This is a genomic window from Streptomyces sp. AN091965 (assembly GCF_022698285.1).
Lineage (GTDB): Bacteria > Actinomycetota > Actinomycetes > Streptomycetales > Streptomycetaceae > Streptomyces.
Map to the genome: position 1 here is coordinate 6,186,813 of NZ_JALDMY010000001.1, position 13,577 is coordinate 6,200,389.

The window sequence follows — 13,577 nt, forward strand, 5'->3', positions numbered from 1 at the left end:
CTCACTCACCGGCCAGGAGCGCGACCGCGTCCAGGGTGTCCTCGCCCTTGCTCCAGTTGCAGGGGCACAGCTCGTCCGTCTGGAGAGCGTCGAGGACCCGCAGGACCTCCTTGGGGTTACGGCCGACGGAACCGGCGGTCACCATCGTGAACTGGATCTCGTTGTTCTGGTCGACGATGAAGACGGCGCGCTGCGCGAAGCCGTCCTCGCCCTCGATGCCGAGCGCGCGCATGAGCTCGTGCTTGGAGTCGGCCAGCATCGGGAAGGGCAGGTCACGCAGGTCGTCGTGGTCCTTGCGCCAGGCGTGGTGCACGAACTCGGAGTCGCCGGAGAAGCCGAGGACCTGGGCGTCACGGTCGGCGAACTCGTCGTTCAGCTTGCCGAAGGCGGCGATCTCGGTCGGGCACACGAAGGTGAAGTCCTTGGGCCACGCGAAGACGATCTTCCACTTGCCCTCGTAGGTCTTGTGGTTGATCTGCTCGAACTCCTTGCCCTTCTCCAGCGAGACACAGGCAGTCAGGTCGAACTCGGGGAACTTGTCACCGACAGTGAGCACGCGCTCTCCTTGCAGCGGGAAACCCTGGTCGAGGCTTCCGAGGGGTTGGACTTCATCGATCGTGGCACAGGGTGCATTGATTAGGGAAATAGCTACACTGGGTCGCGTTGATTGGAGGTGGCTATCAGTGGCTGCCGTACATAGGGGCAAGCAGCCCAGCCTGGCGCAGCTGCGCGCCTTCGCCGCCGTCGCCGAGCATCTGCACTTCCGGGACGCCGCCGCGGCGATCGGGATGAGCCAGCCCGCGCTGTCCGGCGCCGTCTCCGCCCTGGAGGAGGCACTGGGTGTCCAGCTCCTGGAGCGGACCACCCGCAAGGTGCTGCTCTCCCCGGCCGGGGAGCGGCTCGCCGTGCGCGCCAAGGCCGTCCTCGGCGAGGTCGAGGCGCTCCTGGAGGAGGCGGACGCCGTGAAGGCGCCGTTCACGGGCGCGCTCCGGCTCGGCGTGATCCCGACCGTGGCCCCGTATCTGCTGCCGACGGTGATCGCCCTCGTCCACGAGAAGTATCCGGACCTGGATCTCCAGGTGCACGAGGAGCAGACCTCGTCGCTCCTCGAAGGTCTGGCCGCGGGGCGCCTGGACCTGCTGCTCCTCGCGGTGCCGCTCGGGGTGCCCGGCGTCACCGAACTGCCCCTGTTCGACGAGGACTTCGTCCTGGTCACCCCGCTCGACCACTGGCTCGGCGGCCGCGAGGGGATCCCCCGCGAGGCGCTGCGGGAGCTGAACCTGCTGCTCCTCGACGAGGGCCACTGCCTGCGCGACCAGGCCCTGGACATCTGCCGTGAGGCGGGCCGCGCCGACGCGCCCGTCACCACGACCGCCGCCGGGCTCTCCACCCTGGTGCAGCTCGTGGCCGGCGGGCTCGGCGTGACGCTCCTTCCGCGGACCGCCGTGCGCGTCGAGACCAGCCGCAGCAGCCAGTTGCTCACCGGGTACTTCGCCGACCCCGCGCCCACGCGGCGCGTCGCGCTCGCGATGCGCTCGGGCGCGGCCCGGGCCGCGGAGTACGCGGAGCTGGCCGAGGCGCTGCGGGGGGCACTGCGGCCGCTGCCGGTGCGGGTGCTTTAGCGCCGCTGTGGTGGGGGTGGTCTGTCAGCTTGCCGCTGACCGGGGCTGAGCGCGCCCGCGCGGCGGAGCCGTGTATGGACACAGTCCCGCGCCCCTTCGGGCGCTCGTGCGCCTGGGGCGGGAGTTCGTCACTCCCGCCCCAGATGACGTACGTACGTCACTCCGTGCGCAAGCCGTCCGGCCGCATCATCCGCCACAGCGGCGGCAGGCTCAGGGCCGTCACGACGGCCACCAGGACCGCGCCCGCGCCCGCCAGCGGGATGAACACCAGCCAGTCCGTGACCTGCTTGGCGATCATGCGGCACATCACGGCGCCGAGGGCCAGGCCGCCGACGACGGCGAGGGCGAGGCCGAGGGCCACGGGGATGGCGGTCTGCCACAGGACCGACCAGCCCATCGAGGTGCGGCGGGTGCCGAAGGCGGTCAGGGCCGCGAGCAGGCGCTTGCGCTCGCGCAGTTGCTCCAGCATCGACACCAGCATGGACGCGGCGATCAGCATCATGGTGGCGATGGCCCCGGCCTGCAGGCCCTTCTGGACGGACGCGTACTGCGAGTCGCGTTCCATCATCTCGATGGTCCCCACGCGCACCAGCGGGTCCATGCGGGCCGCGGCGTTGCGCACGTACTCCTCGGCGTCCGGCACGCTCCGGTCGACCTGGACCATGGCGTTGGTCGAGGCGTCGGCCATGCGGTCCACGTCGAGGGCGCGCGGCGTCGCGAAGACGCCGTAGTACTCGTCGCCCACCGGGTCGGGCCTGGCCTGCACGGTGCGCGTCGACTTCGGCAGCGTCCACGGGGAGTGCTTGCCGCGCGGCTTGCCGTCGTACCTGTACCAGGAGTCGGGGTTGAGGTCGATCGGCTTGCCGGGGCGGGCCACCATGTCGACCTGCGCGGTCATCTCGCGGTCCCCGGAGCGCACGATGAACGTGTCGCCGTTGGTGCAGGACTTGACGTGGGCCAGTTCGCGCAGCGTCTCGCAGGTGCCGACGCGCAGCTCCGTGGTGGGCCGGTAGCCGTCGGACTCCTGGCCCTTCGGCAGCTTTCCGGGCCTGACGACGTACGACGAGACGCTGCCCATGACGTTCTTGACGCCCTTGGTGGCGCGGAAGTCGTCGATCATGCGCTGGGCGAGCGCGCCGCTGGCCTGCGACGAGCTCACGCTGAGCTGGGCGCGGCGCGGGTCGTTGTCCGTGACGGTGTTGAAGTCGTCGTGCATGGACGCGAAGAGCATCTGCAGGGCGACCGCGCCCGCCACCGCGACGGTGATGCCGCTGACCGCGCGGGCCGCCGTGCCGCTGCTCAACTGCAGTCGGCGGGTGGCCAGCTGCCAGGGCACGGGCCCGCCGCGCAGCTTGGCCACGGTGGCCTCGACGAGCCAGGGCAGCAGCGTGGCGAGACCCACCAGGGCGAGGGTCGCGCCGACGGCGATGACGTAGACGTGCACGTCGGCCGTGGTGGACTCGCTCGAGATGCGCTCCTGGCCGAGCAGGATCCCCAGGCCCAGGACCGGGAGCAGCAGCCGCCACCACAGGCGGCGCTTGCGCGGCGCCGAGCTGCGGACGACGCCCAGCGGCTCGATGGCGACCGAGCGCAGCGACACCAGGGTGACGAGCACCGCGGAGACGGGCACGGCCACGAGGATCAGCGCGGTGAGCCCGGGCAGCGGCACCATGTCGGAGGGGAAGGCGCTGACCTTCCAGATGTCGACCATGCCGACGAGCTGCCGGGCGAGCAGGAAGAACACGGCGCCCGCGACGAGCCCGAGGAGTGCCCCGCACAGGGCCTCGCCCGCCGCGATCCGCCGCACCGCACGGCGGTCGGCGCCGACCAGGCGCAGCGCGGCGAGCCGCTGGTCGCGGCGCTCACCGCCGAAGCGGACCGCGGTGCCGATGAAGATGAGCACCGGGGTGAGCAGCACGACGCAGATCAGGACGATGAGGACGACCAGGAGCGGGTCGAGCGGCTCGGCGGCCTCCTTGTAGCCGAAGGACGGCGTGCGGTAGGCGCCGTCGGCCTTGGTCAGGGTGTCGGAGCCGATGTAGTAGTACAGCTCCTTGGGGTGCATCAGGCCCGCGTCGCCGATGGTGCCCGCCTGGCGGTACTGGCTGAAGCGCTCCTTGAGGAGGGTGCCGCCGGAGCTGTTCATCAGGTCCCGCAGGGCGGGCGAGACGACCACTTCGCCGGGTTTGGGCAGGGCGTCGAGGCCGGGCGGGAGCACCGGGTGGGCGCCGTCCGCGCGCAGCATGCGCCCGGTGATCTCGGAGTTGCGGAAGTCCGTGCTCACGTTGATGGACAGGACCGTCGTGTCGCCGGGCTCGACCTGCTTGCCGTTCATCTCGGTGAGCGGGGTGCGCGCCGTGGAGCGGGCGTCGCGCTTGTTCAGCATGTCCGGGACGGACGCGGCGCCGAGCAGCAGTGCCACGCCGAGGCCCACGCCGACGGCGGTGAGGATCGTGCGGGTCCAGCCCTGCCGGCCGCCGCCGACTGCGAAGCGCAGGCCCATGGCCAGGTCGCGGACCCAGGCGCGGACGCCGGTGGGGCCGGGGTGCGGGGCGGCGGCGGGCGTCTCGGCCACGGCCGGCTTGGTCCGCGTCGTACTCATACGAGGCGCTCCATGTCCCGGGACTTGCCGTCGCGGACGACGATCTCGCGGTCGGAGTACGCGGCGACGCGGGTCTCGTGCGTGACCAGGACGACGGCGGCGTTGGTGGACCGGGCGGCGTCGGTGAGCAGCTCCATCACGCGCTCGCCGTTGAGCGAGTCGAGCGCGCCGGTGGGCTCGTCGGCGAAGATCACGCGCGGGCTGGTGGCGAGCGCGCGGGCCACGGCGACGCGCTGGCCCTGGCCGCCGGAGACCTCGCCGGGCCGCTTGGCGCGCACGTCGTCGACCTCCAGGCGCTCCATCCAGCTCAGGGCGGTGCGCTCGGCGTCCTTGCGCTTCGCGCCGTTGAGCCGCAGCGGGAGCGCCACGTTCTCGACGCAGGTGAGCTCCGGGACGAGCTGCCCGAACTGGAAGACGAAGCCGAACTCGCTGCGCCGCAGCGCGCTCAGTGCGGTGTCCGTCATCGACGTCAATGAGCGGCCGTGGTACGAGATTTCGCCCGCGTCGGGACGCACGATTCCGGCGAGGCAGTGCAGGAGCGTGGACTTGCCGGAGCCGGAGGGGCCCATGACGGCGACGACCTCGCCGGGATGTATGGAGAACGCGGCGTCGTCGAGCGCGGTCGTGGGCCCGTAGGCCTTGCGCAGCCCGTGCGCGGTGAGCAGGGAACCGGCGGGGGTCATGCGGGGAGCACCTCCTTGGCGAGCCTGCCGAGGCGCGCACTTGTCAGTTCGAGCCAGCGCAGGTCGGCTTCGAGGTGGAACAGGGCGTGGTCGCAGATCAGCTGGTCGGCGAGATCGCCCTTGCGCTTGCGGTCGGTGAGGATGCGCATCATGCGCAGGTGCTCGGACCGCTGGGTGTCGAGGATGTCGGCGGCGTCCCGGTGCGTGAGCAGTGCGAGGACGACCTTGGTGTAGAGCGTCGACTGGAGGTACGGCTCCGGCTTCTCCGGCGTCGCGAGCCACCGCTGGACATCGGTGATGCCCGCCTCGGTGATGGCGTAGCGCTTGCGCTCGGGGCCGTCGCCCGCCTCTATGCCGTCGACCTCGACGAGGCCGTTCTTCAGCAGGCGCGACATGGTCGAGTAGACCTGGCCGTAGTGCAGCGGCTTGTCGTGCCCGAACTTCTCGTCGAAGGCGCGCTTGAGGTCGTAGCCGTGGCGCGGGCCGGACTCCAGCAGGCCGAGGAGGGTGTGACCGATGGACATGCGGAGCACTATACACACCACGTATACGTGGTGTGTATACGTCGAGTGTGTAGCCGGGGCGGGGGTGGCCCGGGGTCGGCGGGTGTGACCACTCCGGCAGAAAAGGGAGGCAACCGTCCGCGCTTCCGAGGAGTCGATTCCGGTGGAGTGGCAAGGGTTCCCCTGGCACGGGTGCTCATTGTCACGTCCGGAAAAGACCGGATTGGGCGCCTTTTGTCCTCGGGTGCGGTGTTAGCTTCGTGAGCTGACCTGACCCGTGCGAGCAGTACGTGACGTACGCGGCGTACGAGCGGCACGAGACGGATACGACGAAGAAGCGGAGCGACGACAGTCATGGGCCGAGCGGAAGAGCGAAAAGCGCGGCAGCGCGATGCGCGCCGGGCAGCGCGCGGCCGCCCGCCCGGCGGCACGCCCGCCGACGCCGGTACGAGCCCCGCCGAGGGCGCACCGGAGGGCAGCGGGCCCGGCTCAGGCTCCGGCGACTCCGGCGACTCCGGCGGCGGCACCCCGGCGCGGCGCCCGCGCGGCGGCAAGTCCAAGCCCAAGCGCACCGGCATCCGCCGCTTCTTCACCTGGAAGAAGCTCCTCGGCTATTTCTTCGGCTTCATCCTGCTCGGCATGCTCGGCTTCGTCGTGCTCTACCTGGTGGTGGACATCCCCAAGGGCAACGCCCTGGCGAAGAAGCAGAGCAACATCATCAAGTACAGCGACGGCGAGGTCCTGTACCGCGACGGCGAGGTCAACCGCGAGATCGTCGACCTTGAGAAGATCCCCAAGGAGGTGCAGCGCACCTTCGTCGCCGCCGAGAACAAGTCCTTCTACAAGGACACGGGCATCGACTTCAAGGGCACCGCGCGCGGCGTGATCAACACACTCTCCGGCAAGGGCAAGCAGGGTGGCTCGACGATCACCCAGCAGTACGTCAAGAACTACTACCTGTCGCAGGAACAGACCGTCACGCGCAAGCTCAAAGAGCTGGTCATCTCGCTGAAGGTGGACCGCGAGAAGAGCAAGGACGACATCCTCGCGGGCTACATCAACACCAGCTACTACGGCCGCGGCGCGTACGGCATCCAGGCCGCCGCACAGGCCTACTACGGCGTCGACGCCGCGAAGCTGAACGTCTCGCAGGGCGCCTACCTCGCGGCCCTGCTCCAGGCGCCGAGCTCCTACGACTGGGCCACCGCGACTCCCACCGCCAAGAAGCTGGTCAAGGAGCGCTGGAACTACGTACTGAACAACATGGTCGGGGAGGGCTGGCTCGACTCCGGCGAGCGCGACGGCCTGAAGTTCCCCTACCCGCACGCGCCGAAGGTCGCGCCCGGCATGAAGGGGCAGACCGGCTATCTGGTGCAGTTCGCCAACGAGATCGTCCAGCGGCAGCTGGTGGAGCAGGGCTACACCAAGTCCGAGGCCGAGGCGCAGCTCAAGGCGGGCGGCTACACCATCACGCTGAACATCGACCGCAAGAAGCAGCGCGCCCTGGAGAAGGCCGTCGAGCGCAAGCTCGACGACCGCCTCGACCCGAAGAAGAGCAAGGCCGACGCGCGCGTGCAGGCGGGCGCGGTGTCCGTGAACCCGAAGACCGGCGCGATCGTCGCGATGTACGGCGGCAGCGACTACCTGAAGCACTTCAGGAACAACGCGACCCGTACCGACTACCAGCCCGCCTCCACCTTCAAGCCGCTGATACTCGCCGCCGCCCTGGAGAAGGGCGCCACCACCCAGGACGGCGATCCGATCACGGCGAACACGATCTACAGCGGCCGCAGCGAGCGCCCCGTCAAGGGCAGCGACATCGCCTTCGCGCCGCCGAACGAGGACGACCGCTCGTACGGCCCCGTCACCGTGCAGACCGCGATGAACAAGTCCGTCAACTCCGTGTTCGCGCAGATGGGCGTGGACGTGAAGATGGACCAGGTCCTGGAGGTCGCGGGCAAGCTCGGCATGAGCACCAAGGGCCTGCCCGCCGTGCCCGCGCAGACGCTCGGCACGATGGGCGCGAGCCCCCTGGAGATGGCCGGTGCCTACGCGACGCTCGACAACCACGGGAAGCTGGTCACCCCGCGGCTCGTGAAGTCCGTCGAGCACCGGGACCGGACCGTGGACCTGCCGGACGCGATCGGCGACCAGGTCATCAGCCGGGGCGCGGCCGACTCGGTGACGTCGGTGCTCACCGGCGTGGTCGACGACGGCACCGCCCGCACGTCCGTGCGGGACGCGCCCACCCGCAAGGGCCAGCAGGTCGCGGGCAAGACCGGTACGTCCGACGACAACAAGTCGGCCTGGTTCGTGGGCTACACGCCGAAGCTGGTCACCTCGGTCGGCCTGTTCGGCGAGCAGCCCAAGGACGACGGCGAGGTCAAGCGGGGCACCCAGGTGTCCATGCGCGGCGCGGGCGGCAAGCCCCGCGTCGACGGCGGCAGCTTCCCGGCCGAGATATGGGCGGCGTACACCTTCGAGGCGACCGGCTCGCGCACCAAGTTCAAGCTGGACACCGACATGGGTGCCGCCGTCGCGCCGCCGCCCGACCCGACCACGCAGGCCCCGCGGACCCCGGCGACGCGGCCCAGCGAGCCGGACGAGAAGGACAAGCCGAGCACCAGGCCGCCGTCGACGAAGCCCCCGACGACGAAGCCGCCGACGACGAAGCCGCCGACGACCCCGCCGCCCACGGAGCCGACGACGAAGCCGCCGACGACCCCGCCGACGACGCCGACGTCGCCCACCTTCGGGATCCCGGACGACCCGGACGACCGGCGGGCCGACAGATCGTCGCGCTCGGACGAGTAGCAGCGGACACGGAAGGTGCCCGGAACCACACGGTTCCGGGTACCTTCCGCATCCGGTCAGCTTGTTCCCGCGCTCCGGGTCAGCTCGCTCCCGCGCCGTGGACCCGCGCCGCGACCTTGTCGCCGAGGTCCTTGTCCACGCTGCGCCAGTAGCGCAGCGCCCGGTCCAGGACCGGCCGGGAGACGCCGTCGAGCAGATGCCCGCTGATGTTCGACACCAGGCGCTCGCGCGCCGCGTCGTCGAGCACCTCGCGCACCATCGTGCCGGGCTGCCCGAAGTCGTCGTCCTCGCGGTGCGGCTTGTACGCCTCGCGCACCATCTCGCCCGCGGTCCGCCAGCCCGCCGGGTCCACGGACTCCTGGACGGGGGCGGCCGGGCCGCCGTACGAGTTGGGCGCGTACGGGCGCGCGACGTTCGCAGGCTCGTAGCGCATCGGGCCGTCCTTCGCGTACGAGCGGACGCCGGAGCGCGGGCGGTTCGGCGGCAGCTGCTGGTAGTTGGGGCCGATGCGGTAGCGGTGTGTGTCCGGGTACGCGAACAGGCGGCCGAGCAGCATCTTGTCCGGGGACGGACCGATGCCCGGCACCATGCTGGACGGCTCGAACGCGGCCTGCTCGATGTGGACGAAGAAATCCTCGGGGTTCTCGTTCAGGGTCATCCGGCCGACCTCGATGAGCGGGTAGTCGCCGTGCGGCCACACCTTCGTCAGGTCGAACGGGTTGAAGCGGTAGTCCGGCGCGTCGTCGAACGGCATGACCTGGACCTTGACCGTCCAGCTCGGGTGGTCGCCGCGCGCGATCGACGTGAACAGATCGCGGCGGTGCAGGTCGCCGTCCTTGCCCGCGAGGTCGTCCGCCTCGTCCTGGGAGAGGAAGTCGATGCCCTGGTCGGTCTTGAGGTGGTACTTCACCCAGAACTTCTCGCCGCCGCCGTTGATCCACATATAGGTGTGCGACGAGTAGCCGTTCATGTGGCGGTACGTCTTCGGGATGCCGCGGTCGCCCATGAGCCAGGTGACCATGTGCGCGGACTCCGGCGACAGGGTCCAGAAGTCCCACTGCATGTCGTGGTCGCGCACCGCGCTGTCGAGGGTGCGCTTCTGCGAGCGGATGAAGTCCTGGAACTTCTGCGGGTCGCGCACGAAGAACACGGGGGTGTTGTTGCCCACCAGGTCGTAGTTGCCGTGCTCCGTGTAGAACTTCAGCGCGAAGCCGCGCGGGTCGCGCCAGGTGTCGGGGGAGCCCTGCTCGCCCGCCACGGTGGAGAAGCGGGCCAGCATCTGCGTGCGCCTGCCCGGCTGGAACAGATCGGCCTTGGTGAACTGGCTGACGTCGTTGGTGACCTCGAAGGTGCCGTACGCGCCCGAGCCCTTGGCGTGCACCACGCGCTCGGGCACCCGTTCGCGGTTGAACTGGGCCATCTTCTCGATCAGATAGTGGTCCTGGAGCAGGATCGGGCCGTTCGCGTCGACGGTCAGCGAGTGCTCGTCGCTCTCGACCGGAACGCCGGCGTTATCGGTGGTGGAGGGGACCTTTCGGGGCGCCTCGCTCACGAGCGTCCTCCCATCGGAGAGGGGAGAGGGGGGTCAGGTCGCTTCGGTCACCACGCCAGTCAACGACGCCGACAAGGCGTCGGCAACTTTTTGGCCGGACCGGGCAGGGCAGGGCCGAGCCCGGGGCCGGACCTGGCGGCGACCGGGTCCGGGTTCCCGCTCAGGCCCGGCTCATGTCTGGTTCAGCTCGAACCAGACCACCTTTCCCGTGCTCAGCCGCGTGGCACCCCAGCGCCGCGCCAGCTTGTTGACCAGGTACAGGCCCCGGCCGCCCTCGTCCGTGGCGCGCGCCTGCCGCAGCCGGGGCAGCTGCGGCACGTCGTCGCCGACCTCGCAGCGCAGGACGTCGGTCCGCAGCAGCCGCAGCGTGATCGGGCGCGTGGCGTACCGCACGGCGTTCGTGACGACCTCGCTGACGAGCAGCTCCACCGCGTCGTTCAGGTCGGTCAGACCCCAGCGCTCCAGGGCGCTGCGGGCGAGCCTGCGGGCGCGCGACGGCGTGGCGTCCTCCGGTTCCAGGAACCAGTACGCCACGTCGCTGGGCGCGATCCCGTCGAAGCGGGCGGCGAGCAGCGCGATGTCGTCGTCGCGGTCGCCGGGCCCGAGCATGTCGAGCACCTCGTCGCAGAGCGCCTCCAGGGGCGGCGGGTGGTCGGGCCCGGTCAGCTGGGCCGTGGCGGCGAGCCGCTCGCGCAGCTGCTCTATGCCGGTCCACACGTCGCGCAGGCGGGACTCCACGAGCCCGTCCGTGTACAGGAGCAGTGTGGCGCCCGCCGGGGCGTCCAGCTCGACGGCCTCGAAGTCCACGCCGCCGACGCCGATGGGTGCGCCCGGGGGCACGCGAAGGACCTCCGCGCGCCCGCCCAGATGCAGCAGGACGGGCGGGGGGTGGCCCGCGTTGGCGATGGTGATGCGGTGCGAGACCGGGTCGTAGACCGCGTACAGGCAGGTCGCCATGCGGTCCGAGCCGAGCCGCTGGGCCTGCTCGTCCAGGTGGTGCAGGACCTCCTGGGGCGGCAGGTCGAGCCCGGCGAGGGTCTGCGCGGTGGTGCGCAGCTGGCCCATGATCGCGGCGGACGTCATCGAGTGCCCCATGACGTCGCCGACGACGAGCGCCACGCGGCTGCCGGGCAGCGGGATCGCGTCGTACCAGTCGCCGCCGACGCGGGCGGTCTCGGCGGCCGGGAGGTAGCGCGAGGCGAGCCGCACGCCGGTGGCGCGCGGCAGGGTCTCGGGCAGCATCGTGCGCTGCAACTCGTCCGCGATGTACGCCTCACGGCCGTACAGGACCGCCTTGTCGATGCCCAGGGCGCTGTGCGTGGCCAGCTGGGCGGCCACGAGCAGGTCGTCGGCCTCGAAGGCGTGCCGGTCCGGGCGGCGCAGGAACACCGCGGCGCCGATCACCCGCCGCCGCCCCCGCAGCGGCGCCAGGATCGCCCGCTGCCCGCCCGGCACCGCCCGGCCCTCGCCGAGCAGCTCCGGCAGCGCGCCGAGCGCCTGCGCGGAGTCCGCGAAGACGGGGCGCACCCCGCGAAGCACCTCCGCGAGCGCGCTGCCCACGCGGACCTCGCACAGCTCGGCGGCCGTCGACAGGTCGGACTGCACCTGGAGCGCGGGCAGCGTGCCGCCGTCGGTGTCCTGGTCCTCCGGGATGCGGTCGGTGCGGCGCAGGCGCAGCAGCAGCGGCCCGGTGGGGCGCTCGTCGCCGACCGGCAGGGGGTCGCGCAGATAGACCAGGATCGCGTCCGAGAACGTCGGGACCGTGGCCCGGCACAGGCCCATCACGATCTCGTCGAGGTCGATGCCGCGGGCGATGCGCCGGGTCGCCGCGCCCACGAAGCGCAGCCGGTCGCCGTCGCGCCGCATCGCGGCCGGGCCCGGCGGGCGCGGCCGCCCCGAGCGGCGCTCGGCGCCCCCGGGCGGGCCGGGGACCGCGGCGGACGCGAGCTCGGCGGCGGGGCGGGTCTCGCCGACGCCGGTGTGCGACTGGCCGGGAACGCCCTCGGGGGCGGGCCGGGGCCGGTGGCCGCCGGGGCCGAACGCGCCCGCCGTCGACGACTGGGCGTGTTCGCTGCCCGCGTCCTGCTCACCCGTACGTGCCTGCGCGGGCATGGCGTTCACCCCCGCGGAGCCGCGCACCTCCGGCTCCGGGGTACGCAGCAGCGCCCCGCGGGGATCCGCGGGGGCGGGGGGCCGGGCCACTGGTGCCTTGCGGCCCTCGTAGGGGCTGAGGTGCTCCGTCACGCGTTTTGAATCCGTCCGTCCGGGGCTGCGCGCCGCGCGCGCCGTCCAAGCGTTGCTCAGCCGCGCCGGCAGTGCAGGAATAACTGGTGCTCAGGTGGTGCGTCGGTGCTCGCCGGGGCGTACGCGTACGACTCCTCGTGGGCGATGTCGAAACCGGCGTCCCGCACGACCTGCCGCAGTTCGTCCCGCAGGTAACCGGATACCCGGATCACGTGCCCCAGGAACGGAATCGCCGCGTCGTCCAGGTCGGCCTCGACCATGGACAGCGCGAGCAGACCACCGGGCCTGAGCAAGGACCGCAGCAGCCGAAGAGCAGACGGTATCTCCTCCCGGGGCAGCATCAACAGCGCGAAGAAACAGGCAATCCCGTCGAACTGCCCCACAGCGCCCGGCCCTTCGCCGTCGATCCGCAGGTCGGCGAGGTCCAGACGGCGGAACTCGGCCGCGGGCGGGGGTACGTTCCCGCGCGCGAGGTCCAGCATTCCGGCTGACAGGTCGACACCGAGCACGGTGTGCCCCGCGTCGGTGAGCTGACGGGCCGTGGGCAGCCCGGTGCCGCAGCCCACGTCCAAGACCCTGGACCCGGGAGGAAGTTCGGCGACCAGCCGCTTCCCCGCCGCGAGCTGTCCCTCCTTGTGGGGGAACGCGACGTCGTACGCCGCGCCGATGGCGTCGAACGCCGCGGCCTGGCCCGTGCGGTCGCGGCCGCCACGCGCTCCGTATTCCTCGCTCACGTTCAGCCGCTCCTCGATGACATCCTGTCAGGCCGCGCGGGGGCACCAAGAGTTGCTGCTGTGCGCCCTTGCGGAGGACGATCCTACGTTTGAACCACGGGGGCGCATCAAGGGTCTCATGACGAGACATGCGCGGGCGTGCGGTCCCAGTCACCCGGCAGGGCGGGAATGCGCCAGCCCGCGTCCGGCCGCCACCGCTCCCAGCCGTCCGCGAAGGGCGCACCCCACGCCTCGATCGCCGCCACGGCCTCGCGGCCCGCCCGGCGGACCGCCGCCGCCCGCCCGTCGTCCATCAGGCCCGCGCGCCGGGCCTGCTCGAACTCGTCCTCGTCGTGCCAGCGCCAGGTGCGGTCCGGGAGCACGGAGAGGTCGAGGAAGTGGTCCTCGGAGTCCACGCCGCCGGACCAGCGGGTGCGGGGCTCCTCCAGGTTCACGTACCAGTTCTTGAACCGCCAGCCCGGCTCCCAGAACAGCCACACCGACCAGGGCTCGTCCGGCCGGGCCAGCTTCAGGACGCCGGTGCCGAACCAGTGGCCGCGGCGGGTCGTGCGCGGCTTGGTGTACCGGGTGGCCAGGGGCTCCTCGTGCACGGCGGTGCCGTCGGCGAGCACGGGCCGCACGCACTCCGTGCCCGGCGCCAGCCAGACGGCCAGCAGGTCCGCGCTGTCCTCCACGACGGTGACGGGCCGGCAGATGTGGATCCCGTCACCGCCGTTGGCGCGGTAGCGCCACAGGATGGGGGTCCCTGGCGCCCAGTGCTTGGCGCTCACCGGTGCCGTGCTTCCGTCGCGGTCGTCTGTCATGAACAGATACTAGGCGCCGC

Annotated in this window: 10 protein-coding genes; 2 read left to right on the forward strand and 8 right to left on the reverse strand. The window is 71.5% G+C overall.

Annotation, left to right across the window (positions count from 1 at the left end):
- Position 1: 1 nt before the first annotated feature.
- Positions 2-556: a peroxiredoxin gene (locus MQV74_RS26400; protein WP_138961561.1), complete on the reverse strand. Its 555-nt coding sequence runs from the start codon at positions 554-556 to the stop codon at positions 2-4.
- 127 nt (positions 557-683) lie between these two features.
- Here MQV74_RS26400 and MQV74_RS26405 point away from each other — a divergent pair, with 127 nt between their 5' ends.
- Positions 684-1,622: a LysR substrate-binding domain-containing protein gene (locus MQV74_RS26405; protein ID WP_242722117.1), complete on the forward strand. Its 939-nt coding sequence runs from the start codon at positions 684-686 to the stop codon at positions 1,620-1,622.
- Between the two features lie 157 nt (positions 1,623-1,779).
- On the opposite strand, the gene MQV74_RS26410 is transcribed toward MQV74_RS26405, so the two are convergent.
- Genes MQV74_RS26410 through MQV74_RS26420 form a run of 3 tightly spaced genes read right to left on the reverse strand, consistent with a single transcriptional unit; the run spans position 1,780 to position 5,431 of the window.
- On the reverse strand, positions 1,780-4,224 hold the full coding sequence (locus MQV74_RS26410; protein ID WP_374120694.1) for an FtsX-like permease family protein: 2,445 nt from the start codon (positions 4,222-4,224) through the stop codon (positions 1,780-1,782).
- Positions 4,221-4,907: an ABC transporter ATP-binding protein gene (locus MQV74_RS26415; protein WP_242722120.1), complete on the reverse strand. Its 687-nt coding sequence runs from the start codon at positions 4,905-4,907 to the stop codon at positions 4,221-4,223. Before MQV74_RS26415 ends, MQV74_RS26410 begins: the two co-directional genes overlap by 4 nt.
- Entirely contained in the window at positions 4,904-5,431 is a 528-nt protein-coding gene (locus MQV74_RS26420) for a PadR family transcriptional regulator (protein ID WP_030668264.1), read from the reverse strand. The genes MQV74_RS26415 and MQV74_RS26420 overlap by 4 nt, the downstream gene beginning before the upstream one ends.
- Before the next feature lie 333 nt (positions 5,432-5,764).
- Between MQV74_RS26420 and MQV74_RS26425 the strand changes: the two genes are divergently transcribed.
- On the forward strand, positions 5,765-8,224 hold the full coding sequence (locus tag MQV74_RS26425; protein WP_242722135.1) for a transglycosylase domain-containing protein: 2,460 nt from the start codon (positions 5,765-5,767) through the stop codon (positions 8,222-8,224).
- Positions 8,225-8,303: 79 nt separating this feature from the next.
- Here the strand turns inward: MQV74_RS26425 and MQV74_RS26430 are convergent, their stop codons facing one another.
- From MQV74_RS26430 to fomD, 4 genes are all read right to left on the reverse strand, one after another.
- Positions 8,304-9,776, reverse strand: a complete 1,473-nt coding sequence (locus MQV74_RS26430) for a catalase (protein ID WP_242722138.1) — start codon at positions 9,774-9,776, stop codon at positions 8,304-8,306.
- 171 nt (positions 9,777-9,947) lie between these two features.
- Complete coding sequence (locus MQV74_RS26435; protein WP_374120695.1) at positions 9,948-12,020, reverse strand: SpoIIE family protein phosphatase; 2,073 nt, start codon at positions 12,018-12,020, stop codon at positions 9,948-9,950.
- A gap of 56 nt (positions 12,021-12,076) precedes the next feature.
- The gene (locus MQV74_RS26440) at positions 12,077-12,754 is read right to left on the reverse strand and encodes a class I SAM-dependent DNA methyltransferase (protein WP_374120696.1); all 678 of its coding nucleotides are present in this window, start codon (positions 12,752-12,754) and stop codon (positions 12,077-12,079) included.
- A 116-nt stretch (positions 12,755-12,870) separates the two neighbouring features.
- Positions 12,871-13,557, reverse strand: a complete 687-nt coding sequence (gene fomD / locus MQV74_RS26445; RefSeq protein ID WP_242722142.1) for a cytidylyl-2-hydroxypropylphosphonate hydrolase — start codon at positions 13,555-13,557, stop codon at positions 12,871-12,873.
- Positions 13,558-13,577 lie beyond the last annotated feature (20 nt).